This is a genomic window from Streptomyces sp. NPDC047982 (assembly GCF_043204165.1).
Taxonomy (GTDB): Bacteria; Actinomycetota; Actinomycetes; order Streptomycetales; family Streptomycetaceae; genus Streptomyces.
Genome location: NZ_JBIDBS010000017.1, coordinates 31,824 through 57,651, shown reverse-complemented (window position 1 = coordinate 57,651; position 25,828 = coordinate 31,824). Strand labels below are relative to the sequence as shown.

Sequence of the window (25,828 nt, the reverse complement as noted above, 5' to 3'; positions counted from 1 at the left end):
CAGCACGCCGCGCCCTTGTCCGCCCGGCCGCCGGGCCGCCCCCACGCCGGTGTGGCGCTCCCCTCCGGTGGTGCGGTCCGCCAGGCCTCGATATCCATCGGCGGGGGTGGACGGTAGTGGCCAAGGTCGTCACCCCGCATTCGGGCAACCGCCTGCACGTCTACAAGGACGCATGGTGGATCGCCCTGTGCGTCACCGCAGTTGCTCTCACCCTCTGGGCATGGGTGGCCGCCATCCTCTCCGGCCTGCTCGCGCACGCCTCGCCTGCGATGGTGTCGTGGAACGACACAGCGGCGGCCATCCCCGAGCTGGTGACCGACCCCCTGCATCCGCAGGAGGCCTACCCGGTCGGCTCCGGAGTGGGCGGTCCGTTCACCTTCTACCCGCCCTTTCTTGCCGCGGCGGCCGGCACCTGCTGGGGGGCCCGCGCCGGATGGCGGCGCTGGCGCACAGCGCGGGACGAAGGCACCGATGGACTGGCCACGAGCGCCCAGTTGCAGGAGGCCATGGGCGAGGCCAAGGCGCTGTCCCGGCTCGGGGCACTGCGCCCGAGCCTGACCACTCCGAAGCCCTCCCTCGACAAGACGGCCGGACGGTCGAAGGCGCTTCCGTGGCGCTCCAGCACACCGCCGCGGGTGACCGACGTACCGGTGAGCGAGGTCGCCGTGTTCTGCGGCACCGCGATCCCGACCGGCGTGAAGCTGTACATCCCGTTCGAGGAAACCGTCCTGATCGTGGCCCCTCCCCGAGAGGGCAAAACCTCGCAGCTGATCATGCCGTGGATCCTGGACTTTCCCGGCAGTGTGCTCGCCACCTCCTCCAAGACCGATGTCCTGTACGCGACGGCCAAGAGCCGCGAGAAGTACGGGCCGGTCATGGTCCTTGACCCGACGGGCCTGTCCAACTGGCCGCTGCAGCTGCAGTGGGCCATCACGGACGGCTGCGAGGACTTCACCGTCGCCCGCAAGCGCGCCGAGACCCTCACCGGCACCGCGAAGTCGGATGAGGGCACCAAAAACGGTGGCTATTTCGTCATGAATGCGCAGATGCTCATGACGTGCTGGCTCCACGCGGCCGCACTCGACGGGCTGAGCGGCATGGACATCCTGCGCTGGGCGACCGCCCCCACCGAGCGGCAGCCGGTGGACATCCTGGCGGCCCACGGCCAGGAGAACCTCGCCCGGGCCCTGGCCGCCCAACACGCCGCAGCACCCGAGGAGCGGTCGGCGAGCTGGCGCACCGCCGAACAGAGCATCCTCGCCTTGTACGACCAGAAGGTCGCGGCGATCTTCGGTAAGTCCGCCCGCGATGAGAAGAACTTTTCCATCGCGAAGTGGCTCACCGAGGGGGGCACGCTCTTCCTCATCGGCGAGGAGGATGAGGGATCCAGCCTCGCGCCCATCCTGGCGGCGTTCTCACGGGCCATCCTCGACACTGCCAAGGTGATCGCGGCCCGGATGCCCAACGGCCGCCTCGACCCGCCGTTCGCGCTGCTCGGAGACGAGTTGGCCAACGTGGCGCCGCTGCCGCAGATCCCGAGTCTGATGTCGGTCTCCGGCTCGCAGAACATCTTCATGGTCGCCGTCTTGCAGAACTTGGCGCAGGCGCACGAGAGGTGGGGGGAGCTGGGCGTCAGGAAGATGTTTGCGGCTGCGACCATCAAGGTGATCCTGGGTGGTGTCTCGGACGAGCAGGAGCTCAAGACGTACTCCCAGCTCGCCGGCGAGTTCGAGGAAGACACCGAGAGCGTGTCCGACGACGGCGACCGCGCCTCCATCAGCATCTCCACCCGACGTCGGGCCGTGCTCGAGCCAGGTGACATCCGGCAGATCAAGGAACGCGAGGGCCTGGTCGTCCACCGGCGCACCCCCGTCACGCGGGTCAAGTTCGAGCGGATCCACGAAGGCCCGCGCGCCAAGGAAATCAGCGAAGCCACCAAGGAAGCTCTGAAGAAGGTGAATAGCCATGCCGCTGCCTCCTGAGTGGTCCAAAGCCCACCTGCGGTCCGTGCGACTCGGACTGGCCGACTTCTCACTGCACATCGCCCGTCTGGAGAAGGCTTCGTCGACCACTCCGCGCACACCCCACCACGAGCGCGTCCTCCCGTTCGAGCAGCTCGTGGACGTCGTCGAGGTCCTCAGCAGCGAGCAGCACGAACTCCATGCCCGCCTGACCGGTCTCGAAGAGACCCGCTCCACCGCCCGCGCTCAGCCTGTCCGTGCAGACGGTGATCCGCTCGGACCGCTCTTCGACGTACTGGAGTCCATCAGCAGCGAGCTCACCGGTTTCGCGGCCCGCTTGGCCCGGCTCGAAGACGCCGGCCCCCGGGCAGAGCTCAAGCCGGACTTCCCTCAGGCATCGATCTGCCCCAGGACCTCCGAGGGGACGGCCTGTGGGGTCCGATGCCGCCGCTGGGTGGGAAGGGCGGTGCCCCGTGCCTGATCCGCTCGGACCGCTCTTCGACGCGCTGGAGTCCATCAACGGCGAGCTCACCGGTTTCGCGGCCCGCTTGGCCCGGCTCGAGGACTCTGGAGCCGTACGGGGTACGGCGAAACAGGGCGCCTCCGGTGAAGACGGTGGCGGCGACAGCGCGCGCGTGCCCGGCGCGCCCATCGCCTGGCACAAGGTCAAAGAGGAAGATCGTCCCGAGCTGTGGGGCGAGTTCACGGCGTGGGTGATCCGCATGGCCGACACCTACGAGCTGACTACCGAGCAGCTCCCGCATGCCTGCTGGTGGGAGCACGGAGCCGTCGTAGCCGAGCTGACCGCATTGTGGACCGGTTGGGAGTCGGCCTACGGCAACGAGGAAGATGCCGCTGCCGGCCCCTATCTGTGGCATGACGCCTGGTCGCGCGGCATCGAACGGATCGGGCGCTCGTGGCTTGGCGAGTGCACCAACGGCTACCACCAGACCAAGTCGCGCACCGTCTGGGGCACCGACCCCGCCTACCGCAAGAAGATCATCGAGGCCGGGCCGCCCGGCGTGAGCAGCAGTGGACCGGCCAAACCCGAGGCTGCCTAGTCCCGTCCCGCGTTCCCGGCGCCCACCGCCGAAGCCCATGTCACCCCCGGCCTGGGGCGGCAGTAACCACCGACCGAGTCTGCTGCACGCATGCGCCCAGCCCTCCGACGAAAGGTACGCCCTCATGCCCGCCGCTCCCGCTCTCCTGCCCCTCCGCGCCTGCGACCGTGTGCTCCACATCAGTGCCGTCGAGACCCCCCTGATTGCCGAATTCGTCGCCTCCCTCAGCCACCTGGAACGCGCAGCCGCCCTTTGCGACACGTCCGGCGCTCTGGTGCTGCCCAGCGGGAAGTCCGTCACCGTCCGCGAGATGAGCGACTGGGTGGCCATGAACACCAACCGCCTCAACGCCCTGCTGAGAAAGATCACTGACACCTTCCCCGAGCAGAAGACCACGGCTCCTTCTCCTTTGCCCATCAGCTGAGCCGGGTCGCGGCACACATCCGTGCGGCGCCGCCATGTACCTGGGGATCGGTCACCGCAGCCGGGTCAGCGGAGCCACCGCAGGCCGAGTCGCCTGTCGCTCGGAGTGCGTGCCGGTCAGGTGTGCCGCCGTCTGCACCGCGATCTGTGCGCTGACCGGCCGGGACAGTACGGTGTGCTCGTCCTGCATACGCTCGGCCAGGGCACAGGGCCGCGCCGCGGGGCCGGTGTAGCCGACGACTTGCGCGTCACGGTGTCCGCGTCGAGGTCGGTCTTCCCGCCTTCCCCCCTTCCGGGCGGATAGAGCAGGCCCCTGCCATCGCCCATCCAGTCGGGACTACGGTGGTCGCCCATGAAAGCTCTGATCATCGGCGGCAGCGGCTTCTTGGGGGCCGAACTGATCCGGCAGGCGAGCGCGGCCGGACATCTGACGGCCGCGACGTACGCGACCAAGCCCGGCGAAACCTCGGAGGCCGATTGGCACCGCCTTGATTTGCGAGACCCGACCCGTCTGGGCGCCGTCATGGCCGAAGTGCGCCCGCAGCTGGTCGTGAACGCATCGAGCGGTGGGGCCGACTGGGCCGTCACGGCAACAGGCCCCATCCATCTCGCGATGATCGCGGCCAAGCACGGGATCCGCATGGTCCAGGTGTCCACCGACGCCGTGTTCTCCGGCGCCGCGGTCCACTATGACGAGTCTGCCCTTCCGGATCCCATCACCCCGTACGGTGCAGCGAAAGCTGCAGCGGAGACCGGGATCCTCGCCGTGCACCCCCAGGCCGTCGTCGCCCGTACCTCGCTGATCATCGGCCACGGGCGTTCCGAACACGAGCAACTGGTGCACCACCTCATTGCCGGCACGATCGACGGCACCCTGTTCACCGACGACATCCGCTGCCCGGTGTACGTCGACGACCTGGCCGCCGCCCTCCTGGAACTGGCATCGAGCGACGCGGTCGGGATCCACCACCTCGGCGGGGCCGACGCCGTGAGCCGCCACGAGCTCGGCATCCTCATCGCCGAGCGCGACGGACTCGACGCTTCCCGAATCCCAGCGGGCCTGCGGGTGGACAGCCACATTCCCGGAGCACTCGACGTACGCCTCCACAGCCAGGCGACTCAACGGCAACTGCTCACCGCGCTGCGCGGCGCCCGGGAGTTCCTAAGACCTGGGACATGACACGCAGGGCCTGCCCGGGCGCAGAGTAATGGCACGGCCCAAGTATCAGAGTGGCTACTCCCCAGAACCCCAGAACCTGTCCACGTTCCGACGCTGCCCCCTTGCGGACGAGGGAGACCGGACGGTGCCGCCCACGCCGGGTGGCAAGTAGGTCAGAGCGGGCGGACAGCAGTCGTGCACATCAGGGGAACCGGATCGAACTCCCACAAACCCTCACTCCACTCCCACGGGCCACCACGGTCGGCTTCCTCGTAGCCGAGCTCGGCGAGGGCCCGGTGTCGGCCTGAGCTGGTCAACAGGCCCGCGTCGAGGAACACCGTCGGCTCATCCGTCCACGGATCTCCGCCGTCATGCATGTATTCCCGCCCACCGGGGGCCACGGCCATCAGCCAGCGGCCGTCGTTCTGCAAGGCGATGTACGCCGTCGCCCTGTCGTACCGCTTGGCGCGCGGCGCGATCTGCCTGCTCATGCGTCCTTTCCTCCGGTGTCCATGACCTCGATAAGGCTGGGGGCGGTCGCCTGGATCTTGTAATAGGGGACCAAGCCTCGGCCGTGTCGGCGTGCGTAGGCGGCAGACTGGGCCTGATCGGGGACCGTACAGGTGAGATGGGGGCCGGCGTTGAGCACGGCCAGCGTGGCCATAAGAGTTCCTGTGGTGACCATCAGCCGCCCCTGCAGGACCGGATCCAGGACGCTGGGCAGCAGGCCCGGCTGCTGAGGGTCATCAGGCAGCGCGATTTCTATCGCCGGGCTGTCGGTTCCGCGCTCGCACTGATAGTGCCCTTCGGCATCCAGAGCGAGGCGCAGCACAGCGAGGGGTGAGAAGAGCTTACCTTTCCCCCATTCCGTTGCAAGGGCCGCCTGCAGCACCCACCCGCCCGCGTCCGGCTCGCGGGTCACGAACCAGCCGAACGCAGACAGAGACCCCATCGAGCGGACCTTCTGCGCCTCGATGAACGTTGCCTCGTCCTGGGGAAGTAGGCAGAGGTGACGCAGACGCGTGAAGAGCGCCGGGGCCGGCGTGTGCTGCACGCGGTCGTGCACCGCCTCGGCGGCAATGACACGCGCATGCTGGATCTCCGGCACCGACCAGCCGGTGCCGGCGGGGCGGACCTGTCGTGCCCGTCGCACGGCCGCCGGGTTGCTCAACGCTCGGCGCAGTTGAGAGGCCTTCGGGCTGTCGCGGTCGGTGTGTACGAGGGTCTGCATGAAGTCGTAGAGCGAGGGCGGGTCCGGCTGGAGCAACTGGCGGTCGAACAGGCGTGGCATGGCGGTCTCTTCCGTCAGGCGGGGCGGAGTTGCTTTCGCCAGCCTGTCGTGCGGGCGTGCTTCTGATCGCTGTGTGAGGAGATGCCTCCCGCCCGGCGGCCCCGTGACCATCGCCAGCGTCCCGTGTCGCGGGATACCGAGCTGTTGCGGGGCGTAGCCGCAGTGGCACTTCGGCTCCATCGTGCAAGTCCGGCCATCTGGACGGCTTGCGAGGCGCAGCGACGCTGGCCCGACGTCCCATACGCCACCTGCCGCGTGGGCGGTCCACTGCTAAGGCGGCCAAGCCCCTCGCAATGATGAACCCGGTCCAAGGTCGTGTAAGCCCACGCTGTCGGTTTCCCGCTTCGCTCGGCCCAGCGCATAGTGGACCCGGACGCACAACGTGGCGTTTTGGGGCCACTCCTGGCGGGCATCGACTCAAGCCAGCAGAAGTCCGGTCCTGTACGCCAGATGTCTCCTCCTGATTCGTGGGTGAACTTGCCCTCGCGCAGGATGGGTTCGAGCTGTGCAGCGCTCCAGGCATAGCCCGACGGCTTCGTCTCACGCGGCGTGGACGTGGGCTCAACGGATGGCTTCGAACACCTGGAGCACAAACGGTTATCGCCGCCCGAGCACGCTGTCCAGCCGGCCGCCGCCAGTTCCTCCTCGGCATGCTCGGCCGAGCGGACGGTGAGCTCGATGACCGCCGAACAACCGCTGCAGGCCACCTTGGCGATGAGGTCCATGCCCTCATTCTGTCCGCGGCTGGGGCACTCCGCCGGGGGTTCAGGAAGAACTCTGAGGACTGGTGGCGGCGAGAATTGGATGAGCGGGTACACCGACCGCACGGTCCTGCTGCCTGTGAACTCATAGCTTTCTCCGCGTACGGTGCAGGAGGCGTCCGTGGCGGCCCTAGAATCCGGGCATGACTGCCGAGACCGCCCACGCCATCAGCCCGTCGGCCGAGGAGGGGTGGCGGTTGGTCGGCCATTACCTGCACCGGCTGTCGCATGAGCTGCCCGAGCGGTGGCGACTGCGCGATCACGAGGCGTCACAGTGCCGTGAGCGGGTGTGGTCGTTGCCCACAGAGAACGGGAACGACGCACAGGTGGCGTTGTGGCTGCGTTTGTCCGACACCGAGGTGTCCTGTGACGATCCCGGGTGCGCGGCGCGTGAAATGTACCTGACCAGTAACGGCAGCGGCCGTGTGCCGGCCTCCGGTCCACTGCCCTCATTTGCCCGGCGCGACGGCTTCGGCTACTTCGAGTACAGGACGCATCCGCACCACGACGGATGGGCCTGCGACGTCGATCCGGTGTCGGTGCATTGGATGTCGACGGCGCTGGCCCTGTACGGCGGGTACATGCGGATCAACTGGTTCGACATGGGCGGTGCGGACTCGATGCGGACCGGCTACTCACTGTGGGAGATCTCCGCACACCAAGTCCGTGAGATCAGCCGCTGGTCGGCTATCGCCGGAGCCGACGGCGTCCGTAACGAGGGGCCGACCAACCCAGGCGCTGCGCCGGTCCTCCCGCTTCCGCCCGAGGTCGAGGCCAAGCGCAAGGCGGCTGAGGAGGCCCGCCGCTGACGGTCCCTCGGCAAACGGGCTCGTCACACGTTGAGTACGCCGGGCACAACCGGACCTCGGGCGAAACACGCGTCGTGATCGCCGAAGTGCGGCCCCACGCGGTCACCCTCCTCAGTACCCACGGAACACAGGTTCTCAAGAGCTCGGGGCCTCGGTGTCGCCCCGCCATGAGGTTGTATCGCGCAGCCGGTAGACGGTGCGGGTATCGGGGCGCAACGGAAGGTCGGGGCGAATGCGGGAGCGGGGCCGGAAGACGGAGCCGCGGGTGTACGTCACGCCCTCGATCGCGCCCTCCTTGTAGACCGGGCCGACAAGGGCGCCGCTCGCGTCGCGGATTCCGATGCGAGTGTTCTCCGTCCAGCTGGCGCGCCGCCACGTGCCGTACTCCCGGTCCGTTTCCGAGCCGCTCACCGCGGCGGCTGGGGGGCGGGGCTCTGCCGGGGGCGGGGTGTAGTCCAGGAGGTTCATGCGATGCAGCGCTCCGGCGCGGGCGTCAGGGTGCTTGGCCAGGCGCTTGAGAGCCTTCGCCGAGCCGGGCTTGCCGCGCTCCTGCGCAGGCGGGGCAGGGGTTTTGCGCCACTTCGCGAAGGCCAGCTGGGCGGCGTAGGAGTACAGCAGGCGGCCCGCGCCGTGATCTCCGTATGCGGCGGGCTGCAGGTACCACAGGCGGCCGCGCTGAGCGTGGACGGACGTCACCAGGACGAGGCCGAGGGTGGTGTCGAGGGTGTGGTCCGAGTGCGCGGCGAGGACGCCGCCCAGGACAGCGTGACCGGTTCCGGGAATCTGCTCCCTGTCGAGTAGCGTCTCGAGTTCCTCGTCGTCGGCCTGGACAGCGGCCAGCGGCACCGGCTCGTGCAGGACCATCGTCCACGGTCCCGGCAGGCGCAAGGCGGCGCGGTTGCTCGTACTGAGGGCAGCCGTGGTGGCCACGTCCAGAGCAAGGTTCTCTGGGATCAAATGGGTGTGGTCCCTCGCCAGGTAGGCGGCGGTGGTCGTCACTGCGGCCAGCGCGTGCGTGGGTCTGCTCTGCGGGCTGAGCCTGCGGTCGGGAGTGAAGGCCCTGGGGGCGACCAGCCCCCAGCGCAGCGCGCTCACATCGGTGGGGTGGAGGTCGGTCAGGTCCTCGGTGAGCCGGTGGGGGGGTGACGCGGGCGTAGACGCCGTCCCAGGTCCAGTCCTCGGTGCGGGTTCGCAGCATCAGGGCTGCCACGTCCAGGCCGGGATCTGCCGCTGTTTGGCCGGGGACGTGCATCTGCTCGTGCTGCTCGGCCGCGAGTGCGTCCCAGCGCAGGCCGTGCTCCTCGGCGAGGGTCTGCGCGGCGCCGCTGTCGTTCATCACCCGGGTGCGGAACTGCTGCAGCGCGGCGGTGAAGTCAAATTCCGCGTCGGTTGTGGTGCCTTGGCCGTCGTGGCCGAACCAGAAGCGCTGCCAGGCCGGTCCGCCGACGATGAGGCCGTCGTCAGGCGCTTTGGTCGGCGGGCGTTCGAGGCGTGGAGCGGGCAGCGCCGCGGCGGTGATGTCCGCCAAGAACGCAGGCCTCTGTTCCGGGGCGGTGCTCATGTGCGTGCGCATGGCGTCGGCTACCCAGGGCGCGAACGTGTCCAGCAGGTGAGGGTTCATCTCGCGGGCGAATCCCAGGACCAGCTCGCTGCGATCCTCGCCGTCCGCGAACATCGTGTGGTCCTCGGCAAGCATCACGCTGTCCTGTGGCCAGCCATCGAGGGGGCGCACCGAGATCCGGCGGTCTCGCGGCTGGGCACCGGCCTTGTCGAGGGCCTCGCGGGCCACGGTCGTGCACGGCCCATCGGCGAATACCGCCTGCAGTGAGGCGTCGCTGTGTGCGGCGACCGCGATGAGTAGCCGGCTCTTCTTCACCGTGACCGCGAGATGGATGTCAGGGTCGTCGACCAGGGGATGGTGGGCGGGCTGGACTCTGTGCCATCCGCCGAAGGGGGCTACCCGCAGTGCTCCGTCGCTGCCGACGGCCGCGTTCCCGTAATCGAGGTAGGCGGTCTTCACCGACGCCTCGGCGGCTTCCTCAGGCGTCTGGCAGGCGGGACGCACCAGGCCGTGGCCCCGGCCCTGGCGCCAGTCGGCATTCCATCCCTCGTCGACTTCGGTATGCGGATCTCCGCAGCGCAAGCACCGTGCAGGACTGGTCTTTAGGGCAAGGCCGTGAAGTTACGGCTCTGGGGGCGTTGGCAAGTGCGTTCTGATCTGCGGCGAGTCCTGACGTGAGAAGCGGAGCCCCGGTAGAACTGGCAGTCGACCAAGACAGCCGTTCACAGCACCGGAGGCTCCGCTGTCCGATCAGTGTGTCATCACGCGTGAAATCACGGTAGCCAAGGGCCTGTTCGCCCCCGGACACCTGGGGGAACTCACCCAGATCGTCCCGTTCGAGATGGTCGATGCGGCCCTCATCGAGACCGGTGCCGTCCAGCAACGTCTGCGGAAGATCCCCGCCCGGGTGGTGGTCTACCTGCTGCCGGCCGCAGCTCTGTTCGAGGACTGCGGCTACCTGGCCGTCTGGCGCAAGCTCACCGCCGCGCTGGAGGCGATACCGGTCGCGAAGGTCACCGGAACGGCACTCTGGGACGCCCGGACCCGTCTCGGTGTCCACCCCATGCGTGCCCTGTTCGACCTGCTACGCGGGCCGGCCACAGCGATCCGTACCGTCGGCGCCCGTTTCAAGGGCTTACTGACCGTCGCGATCGACGGCACCTGCCTCGATGTCCCCGACAGCCCGCTGCACCGGGCCCGCCTGGGCAAGGGCACCAACCAGTACGCGGCCTCCGGCTACCCGCAGATCTGCCTGACCGCGCTGGTGGCCTGCGGCACCCGGGCCGTCCTGGACGCCGCCTTCGGGCCCCGGTCCAGCGGCGAGACCGTCTACGGCAAGCGACTGACGCGCTCCCTTCACGCCGGAATGATCGTCCTGCTCGACCGGGGCTTCTCCAGCAATGCGTTCCTGGCCGCTGTCGCCGCCACCGAGGCTGCCTTCCTGGCCCGCGTCTCGGCCGCCCGCAAACCCCCGGTCCTGGCCCGCTTCGACGACGGCTCCTACCTCTCCCGCTTCGGCGGCACCGAGGTCCGCATCATCGAGTGCGAGATCACGATCACCACCAGCCAAGGCCGTCAGGCCGGGCTCTACCGACTGGCCACCAACCTCCTTGACCACCACCGATACCCGGCATCCGACCTGGTCAGCCTGTATCACGAGCGATGGGAAGTGGAGTCCGCCTACTTCGCGATCAAGAAGTCGATGCTGGGCCGACGGGTCCTGCGCTCGAAGACCTGGGCCGGCATCGCTCAGGAGGTCTACTCGCTGCTGAGTGCCTACCAGATCCTGCGGATCGCAATCGCCGACGCCACCGAGACCACACCCGGAGCGGACCCGGACCGGGGCAGTTTCAGTGTTGCACTCCGATGCGCCCGCGATCAGATCATTCAGGCCGCGGGCATCATCGCCGACACCGTGATCGACCTCGTCGGAACGATCGGCCGAGCCGTCCTGGACCAGCTCATGCCCACCCGCCGCCTCCGCATCAGCCCCCGCGCAGTGAAACGCCCCCTGTCCCGATACGCGTTCAAGAGCCTCAAGGTCGACCGACGCACCTACACGGCCACCCTCAGCATCAACATCTTGACCCCAACGATCAGTCCGTAACTTCACGGCCTTGGTCTTTAGGGACATACCATCATCCTGCCCGACGCGACACTCCCCACAGGCAGACTTCGAGGTTCCCGCAGGGTGTGATCACATGCGCTGAGTTGACGCCGTCGTGGGCCAGTCACGGCTGCTCGGCGGGCGAGCTGCCGGGTTCGGTCGTTGCCCTGTATCGTCGTGGCGGCGTACTTCGCTGGTGCGCGCCGCGGCCGGGCCCACCTCTGGCCGAGGGTGAATCGAGCGGCCGCTCGGATGCGAACGCGACTGGTCGTACCGGTTTGTCCTGACACCCCGTACCTCCCTGGCTGCTGCTGTGGTGGGACGGCATCGCTGGGGATGTGCAGGAGTTCGTCATGGCACCGAAGAAGAAGACCAACCTCAGCCACCAGCAGCAGATCGCCCGGGCGTTGAACCGGGCCTGCGGGTGCGGCTACCAGGAGGCGTTGCGGCGGGTCGCCGAGGCCGCGCGCAAGGGCTTGCTTCCTGCGGTCTTGGACAAGGCCGGCCGGGAGCAGGCCGTGAAGATCCTCCTCGCTACCGACGCCTCCCTGCTGGAGACGCCGGCCGAGCCCGTGCCCTTGTCGGAACTCGCCCCCTGGGCCGAGCGGGCCCTGGCCGTGCTGAGCCGGTTCACCGCCCTGTTCGTCGCCGACCTGGTCGCCCAGGACGAAGACGCCGACGAGCACGTCGAGTTCGCGGCGTACTGCGAGGAAGCGGAGCGCGAGGACCTCGCGGCGGCCTGGCTCTACCTGGGCGCCGGATGTATCGCGTCCTTCAACCACGGTCGGGGCCTTGAGACCCACGGAGAGTGGCGGACCTCGCTGGCCCAGCTAGAGCAGCAGATTCAGGAGCACTGGCGGGGCATGGTGGGAGCGGTCGACTTCGCCGACGGGTTCACCACTGCCGAGGAGGTCTTCCAGCGCGACGTGTGGGACCTGCCCACCATGGCCATCCTGGCAGGAGTGCCGGAGGCGACCCTGCCCGCGACCCTGCGGGCGTGGGCCAGGGCCTGCGGCAGCGTGGCGGCAGGAGACGCGGGGCGCGCCCTGCCAGCCTTCGATCAGGCCCGTGAACACCGGTTCGCCTTTGATCTGGCACAAATCCAGGTCTCCATGATGCTGCGGGCCCTCACGTCGGACTACACCCTTCCCGAGCTGGTGGAATTCTCAGCCCAGTTCGCCGGCGCTCTGGCTCGCCACCACCTCCGGGCCGCCAGCGGCCAGGAGAACGACGCTCCGAGCATGGCGCCTTCCGCCTCTTCTGCAGGACAGGAGGGCTGAGCCGTGGCAAGTCCCTTCCCCCCCATCTCCGCCCCGGCTCTTGAGCTTCTGGGTGTGGAGCTGCCCGCACTGGCCGCGATCCGAGTCGCCCTGACCGGAGGGAGCGGCGGGAAGTACCACGTCCCCCATTCCGACCTGCGGCGCTACTCCTCCGACGGCTGCCGCTACGCCGGGCCTGCGGCGGACGCCGCCACCTACCCCCTGCTCGAGGTGTTCGGCGAGATCTGCAAGAAGTGCTCGGTCTCCCTGCCGGACGCGCCCGACGCCCTGTGGCGGGCCACCGCGTTCACCGCCGGCCGGGCGGTTGCTCTCCAGCACGCCCGCGCCGACCGGGCGGTGCGGACCTGGCTCGGCTACGCCCGCTACGTGGCCCAGCAGCAGCCCGATCAGGAGGAGCAGTTCACCGCCTGGCTCAAGCAGGCTCGCACGGACCGCAAGCTGGCCAAGGACGCTCGGATGCTGGCGCAAGCCCGCAAAGAGTCGGAGGCTGCATTCGCCGAGTTCCTGGCCGGGTACGCCGCCGACTGCCCGGAGGTCGACGCCTACAACGGTGCCCGTGATGCGGTACGCCGCACGGCGGGAAGTACGGAGCGGCGCGTGCTGGCCGAGGTGACGGCCGCCGTCGCCGGGAAGTCCGCACGGCGACCACGGCAGTACGAGTCGCAGCCGGAAGTCGACGTCTGGCCGATGGTGTCCGGAGTGTGGTTGGCGGCCCGCTCGCGAGGGATCTGTGCCGTCCGCACGGCGGGACTGGTTCACGACGCGGTATCCAAAGAGTTGGCCGGGGCGCGCGTCATGGACGTCACCCGCCTGCCTCAGCCGCAGACCAGGGGGGAGGAGCACGCCAGCCCGTCAGCCTGGGCAGATGCGGAACTGGCGCTGTGGTGGCCGCGTGCGGTCGCCGAGGCCTGCGCACGACTGGAGACCGAGTTCGAGGCCGAGTCGGCGCACAGGACGGCGCGGCTGCTGCTCGTCCACGACTGGCCGCTCACGAACGGCCGGGACGCCCCCATCGCCTACCTCGCCGCTTCCCCGGTGCTCGGCCCGCTGGTCCCCTTCGGATTCCGGCGCCGCGACTACTTCAGCGACATCGGAGACACCACCGGGCCCTCCTACTCGGCGGTCATCGCCGCGCCCGGGCACATCGTCGCCAAGCTGGAGAAGGAGCAGGCTGCCCAGGGCGAGCACTACCCGCCTCGGTTCGTGGCCGGCGGGCCCGTCACTGGCCGCCGCCGCACTGACCAGACCGCCGCGCTGAAGCTGCTGCGTACCGCCTTCCCCGTCCTCCCCTCGGACGCCGACAGCGCACCGGACGAGGTGCCGGCGGCCGTCGAGGAGCAGCGCCGTGCCCGCGCCGCGACGAGCTCGAGCGCGGCGACGCCGACGAGCGGGCCTACCGCACCGCTGCCGCGCTGAGAGACGGCTACGGATGCTGGATTCCGGGCGGGAGCGAGGAGACCGCGTTCCTCAAGGAGCTTCACCGGTGGCTGGGCTGGCAGGTGCTGCGCCTGGACATGTGGTGCGGGCCCGAGGGCACCGAAGGGGTCTGGGCAAGCCTGTACGGAACCCTCGACGACGTCGGCGAGGGGGAACTGACGCTCAAGCCCGGCGGGCAGCACCGCCCGGTCCGGGTTCCGGTCAACCGGGTGGTCGCGTTGGTCGGCGCGCCTCGCTGGGACCGGGACCGTCACCGGGAGGCCCCCCTGTGGAGGTCGTACGAACCGGCTCCCGTCCCCAGCACCGTTTCCGTCAGCCGGGCACACCGTATGCGCGTTTTGCCGCCTGTTGGTGAAGAGGAGTAGCTGACGTTTCACCCTGCCGCCGGGCGCAGGAGGCCAGGTCTTGCTTGACCACCACCCCGGCCCCGGCGGCCGGCCGGATGGCCAAACCCGCCGTTGTCGGCGAGCAGGGCGAGTTGTTCCCGGTCTGGCGCTACCACCCGTTCTTCACCGACACCCCCGCGCCGACGCTCGAGGCCGAGCGGGAGCACCGCCGCCATGCCGTCGTCGAGCAGGTCATCGCCGACAGTAAAGCCTCGGCCCTGGCCCACCTGCCGTCAGGACACTTCCACGCCAACGCCGCCTGGCTGATCCAGTGGGCGATGGCCTACAACCTGCTGCGGGCCGCCGGGGCACTGACCTCCGCTTTCCACGCCAAGGCCACCACCGCCACCCTCCGCGCCCACCTGATCCAGGTCCCGGCCCGGATCGCCCGCTCCGCACGGCGCGTCACCCTGCACCTTCCGCGCAACTGGCGCTGGCAAAGAGCCTGGACGCACCTGTTCGACACCGTCCACCGCCCACCCGAACCCGCCTGACAGTCTCTGCCCACCCCACCCGCCAGGGCCCGACCGAAACTAAAACCGTGGAAAAGCTGGGCAGACCAGCGGATGCAGCACGCCCATGCCCATCGGTCGACCCAAAACCGGCTCAGAAGCCCGTCAGAAGATCACTTCCAGACCACGTCGGCGGATCGAGGCTAAGGGGGTGGGGCGTGTCGCTGAGGCGCAATGGTGCGTGGAGAGCGAACCAGCGACGCAGTCTCAAGGGTGGGTGTCGGTGTCCCGAGCGCGTGAAGTTCCAGGTTCGGGCGGTCAGGGACGTAGTGCGCTCTGCACGTCACACTCGTACGGCCCGAGCTGGTCGTAGAGGTCGGAGTCGACGTCGCCCGGGACAGCGTCGGTCGCTGGCGGCACCCAGCTCGATGGCACCGGCCCCGGCCCGATCTCACCACCGTCGATGTCCCGCCCTTCACCGGTGGCCAGTAGGGCGGGCTGAACAGACGGGGCGTATCCAGCCCGTCTCTCCCTCGCGGTAGGCGGGCCGTCACCCTCCTATCGCAGCGCACTGAACTGACAACCGGCTGGGACCAAGGGGACAGCTTGTGTTCGGGGTGCTACGCCGTCCGGGCCATCAGGCTGCTCGGACCAGTGCTGTGCCAGGGTGACAAGCGGCGCTGCCTTTGCGCGTCCGGGCTGCGATGATGAGCGGGTGGATTACGTGGATGCGCTGGTGACGCTGGGCCGTGTAACGGCCGAGCAGTGGGGCCTGGTCACCGCCGAGCAGGCTGAACAGGCCGGCGTGGACAAGGCATGCCTGGACGGCCTGGTCCAGTCGGGCGTGCTGATGCTGGCGGGAGCGCACGTGTTCCAGCTCGCAGGAGCGCCTCTGCCCCCGCATCTGGACATCAAGGTGGCCTGGCTCCAGTTGGAGCCGGGCACGCCCGCGTGGCAGCGGCTGACCGGCAACTCCGGCGTGGCCTCTCACAGCTCGGCCTGCCGCCTGCACGGGCTGGGCGATCTGCCGGTGGGGACAGTGGAAATGTTCGCCGCCGCCGGTACGGTCGAGACAGGGGTGCGCGTGCATCATGAGCCCCGGCCAACCCGTGGGCAGATCACCGTTGTTGACGGCCTGCCGGTCACCACAGCCGGACGGACCATCACGGATCTGCTGCACACCGGTCTGGACGGCGGCCATGTCGGGGGTGTGTTGGCCGACGCCGCGCGCCTTGGCCTCGTTGACCTGCAGTCTCTGGCGCAGGAGGTCGGCGTCTTCGCCTCGGCGTACGGCTTGCCCGCTACCGCATCGGGCCATGACCTGATCAGCCGTCTACTGGCCGACGCCGGTGAGCAGGTGACTGCGCCGGTGGTGGGCTGACTGCGTCGGGCAGAGGCCTCCTTCCCCAGACGCTTCGCCCGCGCGAGCCTCTCATCCGGCGCTCTCGCTCATCGTGTGCGGGCATAGGCTGACATCCTTTTTCCGCGCGCTACAGGAGCACGATGGCTCGAGAGACCTACACGACCCCCGCCGCGTTCTACGGCGCGCTCAAGCACAAGGCTCAGCTCCTAGCCCGCAGTGAGGGTCTGTCCGTGGCAGACGTGCTCAGTTCCTACTTCTTCAGCCGGTTGGTCGCCCGGGTGTTCCATGCTCAGCCCGACGCTTGGATGGTCAAGGGCGGCCATGCCCTGCTCATGCGATATGCCGCGGCGGCCCGGCTCAGCCAGGACATCGACATCCAGCGCAGCAACGGGGGTGGAATCGACGAAGCTGTCGCCGACCTTCTCAAGGCAGCGGCGCACGACCTGGATGACTACATGAGCTTCACGCCCACGCGGTCGTCGATGCACGAGAACGGGGCCGCCGGCGCGAAGCAGATCTTCCGCGTGCACATGGGGACCCATGAAGTCGGCGTGGTCAAGGTGGACGTGGTCACCGGACACGCCCCTAGCACAGCCCCCGACGTGCGCCGCATCACGCCCCTGATCGACCTGGCCTGGCCCGCTGACTGGCCCAAGGCAAGGCTCTACCCGATCGTCAACCACCTCGCCGACAAGATCTGCGCCATGTACGAACGGCACAAGGGCTCCCCCTCCAGCCGCTACCGCGATCTGGCGGACATCCTCCTCATCAGCCAACGCGAGAACGTCGACGGCCGTTACGCACAGCTCGCCCTGCGCACCGAGGCCCGCCGGCGGCGGCTCACCGGCGCCCTTGGGGTCGAACTCGTACTCCCCACGGCGTTCCATGCCCCCGGACCGGCCTGGCCCGACCGCTACCCAGCAGCAGCCCGCCAGGTGCCCGGGCTGCAGCGCTGCCACACCTGGAAGGAGGCGGCCATGGCGGCCGAGGCCTTCCTCACCCCGCTGTTGGCCCCAGGCCCACCCGGCGACTGGAATGCGGCCGCTGCCGCCTGGCAAGCCCGGCCTGAACAGGAGAGCCCCGGGCTGCCGACACGTTACGCACAGCAAGCTCACGCGATCGTTGAGGGAGCGCGTGAACGGACCGCAGACGCACCTTCTGGCCCGCGGCGTCCCGGACGGGCAGCCCAGCCCGTGCGCCCCGACATCCCTCCGCCTGCTCCCGGGTCTGGTGTGGTGCCCGGCCTGTAGGACGACTCTGCTGGGGACACCCGGTACCTGGCAGCGGGCTCCCCAGCCCAGTGGGAGGCCGTGCGTACGCGTGCTGCACCGGTTTCAACGGCCGTGAACGACGCGGCCTCACCGAGGGACAGGGACTGGATCTCCCGCAGGCCGGAACGTACGTACGAGCTGCAGTGCCGGACCCTGGCACACAGTGATGCCCGCTGGCCCGCGCGGGAGAGAAACGCCTCAGGCTCCTAGTGAATTGCCCCGGCACAAGGAGCCTTCATGCGTCTGCCCCCGCGTCTCGTCCCCGTCGTCAGCGCTGCCGTGCTGACATCTGGCGGAGCTGTCCTTGCAACCGCGCCGACGGCTGCGGCGGCTTCCATCCCGTCGGCCTGCCAGTACCAGTGGAACACCCCTCGCAACGCGAGGACCACCGCCGGCGTGAACCTGAGGACGGGGCCGAGCACCGGCTATACGTCGCTCGGGATCCTGACCAAGGGGACGACCTTCACCCATTACTGCCTCGCCTACCCGAAGGGAACCAACTGGGCCTGGGGCAAGGTCACATCGGGTGTGAACAAGGGCAAGACCGGCTGGGTCGCCTACTCGTACCTGAACCTCTGACCTGTTGAGTCGCCCTGGCACACTGGCGCTCGCGGGCACCGACTGCGGTGGCTGCCCGGCGGCCAGTGAGGCCACCGGAGATCCCGGGCTGGACTGACGGCCCCCATCACACCTGGAGCAGCCTTGGATGCCACGCCCCCTCCCTCGACCGCCGAGTCTGCGGCGGGACCCGCGTTCACGCAGGTGCAGCTGGCCGGGCCGCCTGACGCGGTGGCCCGGCTGATGGAGACGCTCAGCGGCATGTCCGAGGTCATCTTCGGGCCCGTCCTGCAGCCCGCCCGAGGCGGGGACGTCTCGTGCATGGCGCAGGTGGTCACCCACCCCTCCGCGGAGCCTCCGGCAGACGGGCAGAGCATCTCGGTCACTGTGCAGTCGGTCCTGGAATACGCGCCCGGGACATTTCTGGATCCGGCAGCCGCGGAGCGCGTGGAGGCGTCGGTGACCGACGCCGTGCTGGGGCTGCCCGGCGTCCGAAGGGCGAGCAGCCGCGTCGTCTCGGCGGTGGGGCTGCCCGCTGCGCGGGAGTAGCGGGACATGGCGGGAACCGAGGCGCGGCTCGACGAAGCCAGCGTCGCATTGTGGCTGACCGACTGGAAAGTCGAGATCCCCGGGGCGTGGGCGCCTCGGAGGGTGCTGTCACTGGTCGACGGTCAAATGGCCGGTCGGCTGGACTTCCTGATTCATCCCGACGGGCAGGCGGTGTCCGTGTGGGGATTGGAAGTCGAGCCAGAGTTCCAGCGCCGGAACCTCGCCTCGGTGATGATGGACGCGTTGTACGCGGCGCATCCGACGGCGTGGATCGATCACGGCGGCCGCGACCCGGACGGCGTGCGGTGGTGGGATCGGTACACCGATCCCGCGCCGGAGCGGAACATCCACAACCGGCCTCCGGAAGAGTGGGCTCAGTACTTCGACGCCCTGCAGGTGGCAGCTCAGCGGGCCAAGAACGCGTACCAGAACCAGCTCTTCGGCCTGGATGGGCACCGAGCGGCCGAGTATCGGTACGGGGAACGGCTGGAGCAGGAGACGTTGAAATGGGCTCCGGCCTTCCGGGAGCCCGCCGTGCAGGGGCCCGACCCGGCCGTGCAGGAACTGCACGGTGGGCTCCGGGTGGTGCTGCCCCCGCGTTTACACCGCCTGGTGCACGACGGGCGGCGCGACGGCGGTGAGCGGGCCGAGATGCTGCTCGCCCACATCGGGCACGGGAGCCTTCCGTACGACGCGGGCTGGAACATTACACAGCACGCTGCGTTCGAGGACATGGCTCACTTGCAGCTCTTCGAACCGGAGCCAGCGGACGAGGTCACACACCTTGCGTTCCGGGTGCGGCTGCCACTTGGGCAGGACGTTCCCCGGCACGACTTGCGAGCGACATGGCTGACGTACATCAAGTCGCCGGGCATCGAGGTGGATCTGACGGGCATGTCCTGGCGGTCTCCGCAGACGCCATGGGTCACCCACGCGGCCGACTTCACCCCGCCGGTCGACGCCGCGATTGCGCCGGAGCGCTGGGTCAACGCCAGTGCCCGCTACACCGCTCGCTTCGACGAGGGCGGGGAACTGCTACCCGGCCACAGCCCGCGCCGGGGCGACGCCGGGCACCCGTTCGCGGGGCGTGAGGCGGAGATCGCCGCCATGGCCGCCAGACTCAAAGAATCGATCGGTTTGCGTGCCGTCCGGGCGCTGCCACCGCCGACCATGCGCCAGGTGTTCGAAGGCCTGCCGGTGCACCAGCAGAACCTTTCGGAGCAGCACAATCCCTCACGTCAACAGGGGCCACGCCAGCAGTAGACCTCAGGGCGGACTGCCGGTGCGGTCAGCTCATTTCGCTGGCGAGGCGGTGCAGCAGCGCTGCGGTCATGGCATTGAGGGCTACGGCGTCCGCACGGGTCCATGCCGCCCCGGCGATGGCGCCGTCGTTGTGCTGAGGGCCACTGGCTTGGTTGAACGCTGCCTGGATCACTTCGGCGTATCCGTCGGCCTGTACGGCGATCCGGTCGAGGAGGATCCCGTACCGGTCGGCCTGGTCCTGCTCGTCCCTCTTCTTGGCCCTCCCGCTCGGCCACACCCCCAGGGACCTCATCGCGCCCAGCGCGAGGCGAGTCTCGCGGATCGCGTCCGGATACTCACCGGCCGTGATCTGCCGGTCGGCAGCGCGCAGATGCTCGGCCGCCTGTCGGAGCGGGCCGTGCGCCATGGGCAACGGGACCGTGATGGTGAATGACGCGGCCAGGCCCACCGACTCGAGCTGTTGCTCCCATGAGCTCGCAGCCAACCGCCGGGTCTCCTGCACATGGGCGAAGGGATGTGCCGTGCTCTGCGGCAGCGTTCCATCCAGGTCCAGCAGGACGGCGAGGTCGGCGCCGGCGCGGTGTTCCTCCAGAGCAAGGAGCTGGGCGGAGGTGACGGGAACGACCAGGTCCACGGCCACGGTGTGTGCCTTGGCACGCAGCGGCACCTGCGTGGGGAGGAAGGAGCCGATCCAGCCGATCCCTTCGGCCGCACGGAGTTCGCCCGCGATCGTGGCGTGGTTGACGCCGTCTGCGACGCTGAGCGGTTCTGCCTCCAGGCGTACGGCGAGGCGGTGGGCCCCCAGGCCGGGAAGGAGCCCGAGCGCCGCGGGCCCGTGCTGTTCTGGTGCCCGCAGCCGCAACTGTGTGCCGTCTTCGAACTTCATGTCCGCAACCATCCGGCCGCCTCCCTCAATTCCGAGGGTGATTGTCCTCTGCGAGCCGTCGGGCGCGCATCGGAATTCAGGCAACTTCCAGTGCGGAGAGCGGCGGGATCCGGGGGTGCGGCGCCTGCACGGGACGCGGGGCATGGGGGGGCGGCCCCGCGCAACGTGCGAATGGAACGCGGGACCACCGAACCCTGCCGTCCTGTCGTGGCGGGCAAGGCAGACCGTACGGGGCCGGGTAGAAGCGCGCACCCCGGAGGACGCAGGAGAGTGACGGGCGCTCGGACGTGGGGTTACAGGCCGGGTGCTCGTCCGCCGGGTGGTGGTGATGGTGGCGTGGGGTCTCTGGAGCGAGGCGGCAGTGGCTGGGGTAGGTTGCCGGTCGGACAGGTGGGTCAGCGGTGCTCGGCAGGGTCCGCTCGCGGGCCTGGCTCGAATAGGGCGATCTTCTCGACCAGGGTCTCCCGCAACTCCCGCTCGGAGATCGGCATGACCACTGACTGAAGAAGTGGGTCGTCGGGTTGTCCTAGCACGCTGTCCACGGTGCGTTTGACGCGCGCCAGCGTGTCCAGGCCTGCCCAGCCCTCGGGCTCGTCGAGTCTCAGCGCCATCAGGGCCATGCCGTAGCGGACGATCTCTCGGCCGTCCATGACGTCGAGTCGGCGGGCGCGTTCGGCCCGCGCCATGACCTGGGCCACGATGACGGGCTGGAGCTCCAGCTGCCACAGGGAGAGGGTCAACGGCCGGGCCGGACCGAGTTCGTCTTCAGTCGTCGATGCCGCGCACACCGCGTTGACGAGCCGGTGTCCGAACTCCGCCAGGTCGGTGGGGTAGGGCACGGTGAGAGTGAGGGTTGCGGGAACCAGCGTCCAGCGGGGATCGTGGGGATCGATCTCAGGAGTCTCGTTGCCGAGCTTACGAAACTTGGGGCCCTCGGAACGACGAACCGAGACGATGCCCAACGAGCGGGTCGCTGACTCGCGGATCTCACGACCGCTTCATAAGCGCAGCCGATTCGAAGCGGTCGTGAGGTCGCGACGCCGGGTTTGAAATTCCGTTGCGGCCGCGTCGGCAAGTTCGGACAGAAGTCAGGTCCGGCGGGCCGGGGCGCGGCTGGTTCAGGCCGAGCCGCTGGGGAGGGGCTGATGGCCGCCGAAGATACTGCGCTCGCCAGTGGATCGCGGCGGTAGGCGGCCGAGGCGGCGGCGGTTCCACCGGCTCCGAGGAGCAGCAGGGGCGTGAGTGCGGAAGGCATGTAAGGGCTCCGTGTAGTCAGTGGGCTGGGTGCGGTGGGTCAGGGTCTTCAGCGGGAGGCAGGCGGCTGCTCCTGCCAGGCCGCAGCCGGTCAGGGCCAGGGCGACCAGGAGGTGGCCGTCGGTGGCCAGGCATGCTCCCGCGAGCAAGGGAGCCAGCAGGACGGCGGCGGCCAGGGTGGTTTCCCAGATCCCGGCGTACAGGCTGCGGAAGTGCGCAGGCGAGATCCGGTTGAGGACGTCGGCTGCGGCGACGAACGTGATGATCTCGCCGGGGACCGCCAGGACTACGGCGGCGGCATAGCCAGTCGAGGTGGAGGCGAGTCCGGCGGATCCCATCCCCAGGCCCAGCACGACGGATCCGGCCGCGAGCAGGCCGACCATGGGAGAGGGACCGGAGGCTCGGCGTGCCAGCCAGCCGTTCATCAAGGGCGAGAGGATCAGCACGGCTACAGCGCCTGCCGCCTGGGACCATCCGTAGGCTGACGGGGGCAGGCCGTCGTCGGCCATCATCAGGGGCAGAACTGCGTACAGGGCGGTGACCGGTATGAAGGCGCAGACACTCGCTAGTGCCGCATCAGGCAACGTTTGCCCTGTCCACCAGGGCACGTAGGCGCCGGTCATCGGCGTGATGGTTTCGCCAGATGATGTAGCGGCGGAGCATGCTGCCCTGTGCCTTGTGGCTGGCGTGGTCGGTGCCGTCAAGGGTGAAGTAGCGCAAGGCGGTGAACTGGGCCTCGATGCGGTTGAGCCAGGAGCTGTTGGTGGGGGTGTAGGCGATCTCGACGTTGTTCGCCGCGGCCCAGGTGCCGACCCGCTGGCACTTCTTCGTGGTCAGGTGCGGGGAGAAGTTGTCACAGACGATCGCGATCCTCACCGTCGGCGGATAGAGCGTGCGCAGGTAGCGGCAGAACTCCAGGAACTGGGTGCGCTTCTTGACCGGCTTGATGTGACCGTAGAGCTTGTCCTTGGCCAGGTCCAGGGCGGCGAACAGGTGCCGCACCCCGCCGTAGCGGTTGTAGGTCGCCCGCCGCCTGCGGCGCGGTTCGCGGTCAGGCTCCTTGTGCCTGCCGCCGCGTTCGGCCCACTGCCGGCCAGGGTGGGGCATCAGGTTAAGGGGTTGGGTCGGGGACGAGACGCCGTGCACCCTTGCAGGTGTCGGTCTTCCCGTCCCCGCCCGCCGAACCGGACGTGCCCGTTGGCCGGGCATCCGGCTCTCCACGTGATCCGAGAGGGTCAGGTGAGGTGTTCGCTGACCTGGCCGACGAATGCCATGTCGTCGTGGTCGGTCCGGCGGAAACGTGCTCCGTCGGGATCGACCTCGTCCATGTTCCATGGCGTGCTGATCTGCGCTCCGCGGTAGCGGTAACGCTCGACCCGCATCTTCGCCGGGTTGTAGAGGGCAATGCGGTCCTCCGCGATGCGGTCGGCCCCGTAGTAGCGCCGCCGCAGCTGCTTCCAGGTCAGGTGAGGGTGCTTGCGGCGAATCCACAGAAGCAGCCTCCACCATGCGTACCAGCCGAGGTAGGAGAACGTCTTCTTCGATGCGCCGTAGCGGAAGTAGGCCGCCCAGCCTCGCAGGACCGGATTGACCTTCCGTAGCACCTCTGCCAACGAGAGCGAGGTCGTTCCCTGCCCCGTCAGCTTCTTGATCTTGTGCATCACCGATGCCAGCGCCTGCTTTGCCGGAATCGTCAGCACGACGCGACGTCCGTCGCCACGGGTCTTGCTCTGGATGTGAAAGCCCAGGAAGACGAAGCCGTCGTCGATGTGGGTGATGTGTGTCTTCTCGACCGAGAGGGTCATCTTCAGCCTGCTGGCCAGAAGTTCGCCGATCTGCGACTTCAGCGCTTCCGCGTCAGACCGGGTGCCGTGCACGAGCACGACGAAGTCGTCGGCGTAACGCACCAGCCGAAAGTTCGGCAGCCCCTTCTTGCGCCGGTGCTGCCTGCGCCAGCGCGGACTCATCTCCTCGTTCCAGATCCGGACGAAGTACCGGTCCAGTACGGAGAGATAGATGTTGGCCAACAGCGGGGAAGCGACCCCGCCTTGCGGAGTGCCGTTCAGACTGTCCGCGAAGCCACCGTGCAGTTCGATAACCCCAGCCCGCAGAAACGCGCGGACCAGACGCAGGACCTTCCGGTCCTTGACGCGGTCTCCCACCAAGTCCATCAGGACGTGGTGGGCGACGTTGTCGAAGCACGCGGTGATATCCCCCTCCACCACCCACTCGTAGGAGAGACTGGTGAGCCGGTGGATCTCGGCGATGGCATCCTGGGCCCGACGCCCAGGCCGATACCCGTACGAAGACGGGTAGAAGTCGACCTCGAAAATCGGCTCCAGGACCAGCTTGAGGGCCATCTGCGCGACACGGTCGCGCAGGGTGGGGATCCCCAGATGACGGACCTTGCCGCCCTTCTTGGGGATCACCGCCTGCTTGACCGGCAGCGCGGTGAAGGACCCGTCCTTCAGAGAAGAACGCAGTTCCTCCAGGAACGGAATCACTCCGTGGTCCTCGACGTGATGACGCGTCACCGCGTCCACGCCCGCTGTCCTGGCACCCCGGTTGCCTGACACCCGCTCCCAGGCCACCAGCAAGGTGGACCGGTCGCAGATCAAGTTGAACACGTCGCCGAACCGGCGGTCCGGATCGGCCCTTGCCCATCGGTGCAGTTTGAGCTGATGATCGAGTACCCGCCGCTCAGCCGCGAAAATGCTCGGCCAAGTAGTCGACGGCGCGTCGCTATTCAACAACGCTCCTCCCCGACATCAACACCACTGCTATCACGCTGTCGCCCTTCCCCATGCGGCCGGCTTTCCCGGCCTCGGAGTAATACGGCGACTCCGCCACGATCCGGTGCCATCAGTGAGCGTCGCACCTGCCCGCTGCCCGGTTGGCTGCCGGGCGGGGAGGGCGACACCGGATCGCTTCCCACGTTCACTGAGGATCCTTCGACGGCGTCGGTGCCCAGCTCTACCCCGGCGGCATCACCACGGACCGCACATCGCAGTCTTGGTCCGGGCCTCCGACTGCCCAACCTGCGAACAACCGAAGAGGAGAGGCCATCGGACAGAGCACTCTCCAGTACCGCAGAGCGACCCATCCACCAGATTCGGCAGGCCGCTGACGACTCACGGGGCTTCAACCACTGGTTCAGTTTCCCTACACCCATTCCGTCTTCGCTTGCGGGCACGAACCGCCTGGTGGTGTCGGTCCGCCCCTACGTTGTCGAGGCTGCTTCCGGACTCACCCCCGACCTGGGGATCGGCCTGCCTCCAGCTTCAACCGGTCACTGCGATGACCAGCGGCGGGCTCCTCCTCCCGCACGATTCCTCAGCGCCTCGTGGCGCACGCCCGAACTCGTCCATGCAGAAGACGACTTCGGGCTCACCCTCCTCAGGTATGACCTCGCCGTCGGCGATCGCGTAGAGGTGTTCGACGCGGGCCTTCTTGGCCGCGTAGTCGGGGTCGCCGGAGGTCTTCCAGGTCTTCAGGCGTTGAAAAGAGACGCCTTCCTCGCGGAGCAGGATGCGCAGGCCCTCGTGGCTGATGTCGTCGACCACCCCCTCGGCGACCAGGAAGTCCGCCAGCTTGGTCAGACTCCAGGTCGAGAACGGCAGGTCGTGCTCGGTGGTCTTGGACTTCGCGATCTTCTTGATCTCGCGCCGCTCAGGCAGGGTGAAGGTCTTCGGCCGACCGCCCTTGTACTTCGGATACAGGGAGTCGAAGCCGTCGGTGTTGAAGTTGTGGATCACATCGCGGACCCGGTCATCGCTGGTGAACGTCACTTCGGCGATCTTCGCGACCGGCAGGCCCTGCGCGGACAGCAGGATCATCTGGGCCCGCCGCCAGGTCACCACCGACCCGGTGCCCCGGCGGATGATCCGAAGCAGCCGTCTGCCCTCGTCATCGTCGATCTCGCGTACACGTACTCGTTCCGCCACCCGGACAGCGTGACGGACCCGCGCCGCCCGGCACAGCACCGAGGCGGCGCGT

The 25,828-nt window shown here is 68.7% G+C and carries 22 protein-coding genes and 3 pseudogenes; 16 read left to right on the top strand and 9 right to left on the bottom strand.

The window, feature by feature from the left end:
* Positions 1–116 precede the first annotated feature (116 nt).
* The 5 genes from ACGF2V_RS21155 to ACGF2V_RS21135 all read left to right on the top strand — a co-directional run bounded on the left by ACGF2V_RS21155 (position 117) and on the right by ACGF2V_RS21135 (position 4,625).
* Entirely contained in the window at positions 117–1,982 is a 1,866-nt protein-coding gene (locus tag ACGF2V_RS21155; RefSeq protein WP_362708353.1) for a TraM recognition domain-containing protein, read from the top strand.
* Complete coding sequence (locus ACGF2V_RS21150; RefSeq protein WP_362708350.1) at positions 1,966–2,442, top strand: hypothetical protein; 477 nt, start codon at positions 1,966–1,968, stop codon at positions 2,440–2,442. Before ACGF2V_RS21155 ends, ACGF2V_RS21150 begins: the two co-directional genes overlap by 17 nt.
* Positions 2,435–3,022 (top strand): DUF4913 domain-containing protein, encoded by a 588-nt coding sequence (locus tag ACGF2V_RS21145; protein ID WP_255383200.1) that lies wholly within the window; start codon positions 2,435–2,437, stop codon positions 3,020–3,022. The genes ACGF2V_RS21150 and ACGF2V_RS21145 overlap by 8 nt, the downstream gene beginning before the upstream one ends.
* Positions 3,023–3,146: 124 nt before the next feature.
* The gene (locus tag ACGF2V_RS21140; protein WP_362708347.1) at positions 3,147–3,446 is read left to right on the top strand and encodes a hypothetical protein; all 300 of its coding nucleotides are present in this window, start codon (positions 3,147–3,149) and stop codon (positions 3,444–3,446) included.
* Between the two features lie 351 nt (positions 3,447–3,797).
* On the top strand, positions 3,798–4,625 hold the full coding sequence (locus ACGF2V_RS21135) for a sugar nucleotide-binding protein (RefSeq protein ID WP_362708345.1): 828 nt from the start codon (positions 3,798–3,800) through the stop codon (positions 4,623–4,625).
* 152 nt (positions 4,626–4,777) lie between these two features.
* On the opposite strand, the gene ACGF2V_RS21130 is transcribed toward ACGF2V_RS21135, so the two are convergent.
* Together ACGF2V_RS21130 and ACGF2V_RS21125 are read right to left on the bottom strand one after the other, a co-directional pair.
* Positions 4,778–5,095 (bottom strand): DUF6303 family protein, encoded by a 318-nt coding sequence (locus tag ACGF2V_RS21130; RefSeq protein ID WP_362708343.1) that lies wholly within the window; start codon positions 5,093–5,095, stop codon positions 4,778–4,780.
* Positions 5,092–5,895, bottom strand: a complete 804-nt coding sequence (locus ACGF2V_RS21125; RefSeq protein WP_362708340.1) for a hypothetical protein — start codon at positions 5,893–5,895, stop codon at positions 5,092–5,094. Before ACGF2V_RS21125 ends, ACGF2V_RS21130 begins: the two co-directional genes overlap by 4 nt.
* Before the next feature lie 904 nt (positions 5,896–6,799).
* On the opposite strand from ACGF2V_RS21125, the gene ACGF2V_RS21120 reads away from it, so the two are divergent.
* The gene (locus ACGF2V_RS21120) at positions 6,800–7,465 is read left to right on the top strand and encodes a hypothetical protein (RefSeq protein ID WP_362708338.1); all 666 of its coding nucleotides are present in this window, start codon (positions 6,800–6,802) and stop codon (positions 7,463–7,465) included.
* Positions 7,466–7,600: 135 nt separating this feature from the next.
* Here ACGF2V_RS21120 and ACGF2V_RS21115 read toward each other — a convergent pair whose 3' ends face one another.
* Positions 7,601–8,560, bottom strand: a complete 960-nt coding sequence (locus tag ACGF2V_RS21115) for a hypothetical protein (protein WP_362708335.1) — start codon at positions 8,558–8,560, stop codon at positions 7,601–7,603.
* A gap of 151 nt (positions 8,561–8,711) precedes the next feature.
* Here ACGF2V_RS21115 and ACGF2V_RS21110 point away from each other — a divergent pair, with 151 nt between their 5' ends.
* The 10 genes and pseudogenes from ACGF2V_RS21110 (at position 8,712) to ACGF2V_RS21065 (ending at position 19,692) form a co-directional block, all read left to right on the top strand.
* The gene (locus tag ACGF2V_RS21110) at positions 8,712–9,293 is read left to right on the top strand and encodes a hypothetical protein (RefSeq protein ID WP_362708332.1); all 582 of its coding nucleotides are present in this window, start codon (positions 8,712–8,714) and stop codon (positions 9,291–9,293) included.
* Positions 9,294–9,768: 475 nt separating this feature from the next.
* Positions 9,769–11,133 carry an IS4 family transposase gene (locus tag ACGF2V_RS21105; protein ID WP_392912902.1) on the top strand — a complete coding sequence of 455 codons (1,365 nt, stop codon included), beginning with the start codon at positions 9,769–9,771 and terminating at the stop codon, positions 11,131–11,133.
* 353 nt (positions 11,134–11,486) lie between these two features.
* Positions 11,487–12,413 (top strand): hypothetical protein, encoded by a 927-nt coding sequence (locus tag ACGF2V_RS21100; RefSeq protein ID WP_362710596.1) that lies wholly within the window; start codon positions 11,487–11,489, stop codon positions 12,411–12,413.
* Between the two features lie 3 nt (positions 12,414–12,416).
* Positions 12,417–13,829 (top strand): hypothetical protein, encoded by a 1,413-nt coding sequence (locus tag ACGF2V_RS21095; RefSeq protein WP_362710594.1) that lies wholly within the window; start codon positions 12,417–12,419, stop codon positions 13,827–13,829.
* A gap of 490 nt (positions 13,830–14,319) precedes the next feature.
* A pseudogene (locus ACGF2V_RS21090) lies at positions 14,320–14,730 on the top strand (transposase); the annotation flags it as partial.
* Positions 14,731–15,403: 673 nt separating this feature from the next.
* Positions 15,404–16,069 carry a hypothetical protein gene (locus tag ACGF2V_RS21085; protein WP_362710591.1) on the top strand — a complete coding sequence of 222 codons (666 nt, stop codon included), beginning with the start codon at positions 15,404–15,406 and terminating at the stop codon, positions 16,067–16,069.
* 122 nt (positions 16,070–16,191) lie between these two features.
* Complete coding sequence (locus tag ACGF2V_RS21080) at positions 16,192–17,301, top strand: nucleotidyl transferase AbiEii/AbiGii toxin family protein (RefSeq protein ID WP_362710588.1); 1,110 nt, start codon at positions 16,192–16,194, stop codon at positions 17,299–17,301.
* Positions 17,302–17,559: 258 nt separating this feature from the next.
* A complete protein-coding gene (locus tag ACGF2V_RS21075) occupies positions 17,560–17,901 on the top strand; it encodes an SH3 domain-containing protein (protein WP_362710585.1) in 342 nt (113 codons plus the stop codon).
* A gap of 123 nt (positions 17,902–18,024) precedes the next feature.
* Positions 18,025–18,429, top strand: coding sequence for a hypothetical protein (locus ACGF2V_RS21070; protein ID WP_362710582.1), 405 nt, complete (start codon positions 18,025–18,027; stop codon positions 18,427–18,429).
* A 6-nt stretch (positions 18,430–18,435) separates the two neighbouring features.
* Positions 18,436–19,692, top strand: a complete 1,257-nt coding sequence (locus ACGF2V_RS21065) for a hypothetical protein (RefSeq protein ID WP_362710579.1) — start codon at positions 18,436–18,438, stop codon at positions 19,690–19,692.
* Between the two features lie 25 nt (positions 19,693–19,717).
* Here the strand turns inward: ACGF2V_RS21065 and ACGF2V_RS21060 are convergent, their stop codons facing one another.
* The 6 genes and pseudogenes from ACGF2V_RS21060 to ACGF2V_RS21035 form a co-directional block, all read right to left on the bottom strand.
* A complete protein-coding gene (locus ACGF2V_RS21060; RefSeq protein ID WP_362710576.1) occupies positions 19,718–20,578 on the bottom strand; it encodes a hypothetical protein in 861 nt (286 codons plus the stop codon).
* A 395-nt stretch (positions 20,579–20,973) separates the two neighbouring features.
* Positions 20,974–21,417: a hypothetical protein gene (locus ACGF2V_RS21055; RefSeq protein ID WP_362710573.1), complete on the bottom strand. Its 444-nt coding sequence runs from the start codon at positions 21,415–21,417 to the stop codon at positions 20,974–20,976.
* A 279-nt stretch (positions 21,418–21,696) separates the two neighbouring features.
* The gene (locus tag ACGF2V_RS21050; RefSeq protein WP_362710571.1) at positions 21,697–22,455 is read right to left on the bottom strand and encodes an MFS transporter; all 759 of its coding nucleotides are present in this window, start codon (positions 22,453–22,455) and stop codon (positions 21,697–21,699) included.
* Positions 22,409–22,951: pseudogene (locus ACGF2V_RS21045) on the bottom strand (transposase); the annotation flags it as partial. The pseudogene ACGF2V_RS21045 and the gene ACGF2V_RS21050, both read right to left, overlap by 47 nt.
* Positions 22,952–23,067: 116 nt before the next feature.
* The gene (gene ltrA / locus ACGF2V_RS21040) at positions 23,068–24,582 is read right to left on the bottom strand and encodes a group II intron reverse transcriptase/maturase (RefSeq protein ID WP_362710568.1); all 1,515 of its coding nucleotides are present in this window, start codon (positions 24,580–24,582) and stop codon (positions 23,068–23,070) included.
* Between the two features lie 603 nt (positions 24,583–25,185).
* Positions 25,186–25,776, bottom strand: a pseudogene (locus tag ACGF2V_RS21035) (helix-turn-helix domain-containing protein); the annotation flags it as partial.
* Between the last annotated feature and the right edge of the window lie 52 nt (positions 25,777–25,828).

Bases quoted from the DNA above. Each gene is read 5' to 3' on its own strand.
- ACGF2V_RS21150 (WP_362708350.1), top strand. From the start codon at position 1,966: ATGCCGCTGCCTCCTGAGTGGTCCAAAGCCCACCTGCGGTCCGTGCGA.
- ACGF2V_RS21140 (WP_362708347.1), top strand. From the start codon at position 3,147: ATGCCCGCCGCTCCCGCTCTCCTGCCCCTCCGCGCCTGCGACCGTGTG.
- ACGF2V_RS21135 (WP_362708345.1), top strand. From the start codon at position 3,798: ATGAAAGCTCTGATCATCGGCGGCAGCGGCTTCTTGGGGGCCGAACTG.
- ACGF2V_RS21130 (WP_362708343.1), bottom strand. From the start codon at position 5,095: ATGAGCAGGCAGATCGCGCCGCGCGCCAAGCGGTACGACAGGGCGACG.
- ACGF2V_RS21125 (WP_362708340.1), bottom strand. From the start codon at position 5,895: ATGCCACGCCTGTTCGACCGCCAGTTGCTCCAGCCGGACCCGCCCTCG.
- ACGF2V_RS21120 (WP_362708338.1), top strand. From the start codon at position 6,800: ATGACTGCCGAGACCGCCCACGCCATCAGCCCGTCGGCCGAGGAGGGG.
- ACGF2V_RS21100 (WP_362710596.1), top strand. From the start codon at position 11,487: ATGGCACCGAAGAAGAAGACCAACCTCAGCCACCAGCAGCAGATCGCC.
- ACGF2V_RS21080 (WP_362710588.1), top strand. From the start codon at position 16,192: ATGGCTCGAGAGACCTACACGACCCCCGCCGCGTTCTACGGCGCGCTC.
- ACGF2V_RS21075 (WP_362710585.1), top strand. From the start codon at position 17,560: ATGCGTCTGCCCCCGCGTCTCGTCCCCGTCGTCAGCGCTGCCGTGCTG.
- ACGF2V_RS21065 (WP_362710579.1), top strand. From the start codon at position 18,436: ATGGCGGGAACCGAGGCGCGGCTCGACGAAGCCAGCGTCGCATTGTGG.
- ACGF2V_RS21060 (WP_362710576.1), bottom strand. From the start codon at position 20,578: ATGAAGTTCGAAGACGGCACACAGTTGCGGCTGCGGGCACCAGAACAG.
- ACGF2V_RS21050 (WP_362710571.1), bottom strand. From the start codon at position 22,455: ATGACCGGCGCCTACGTGCCCTGGTGGACAGGGCAAACGTTGCCTGAT.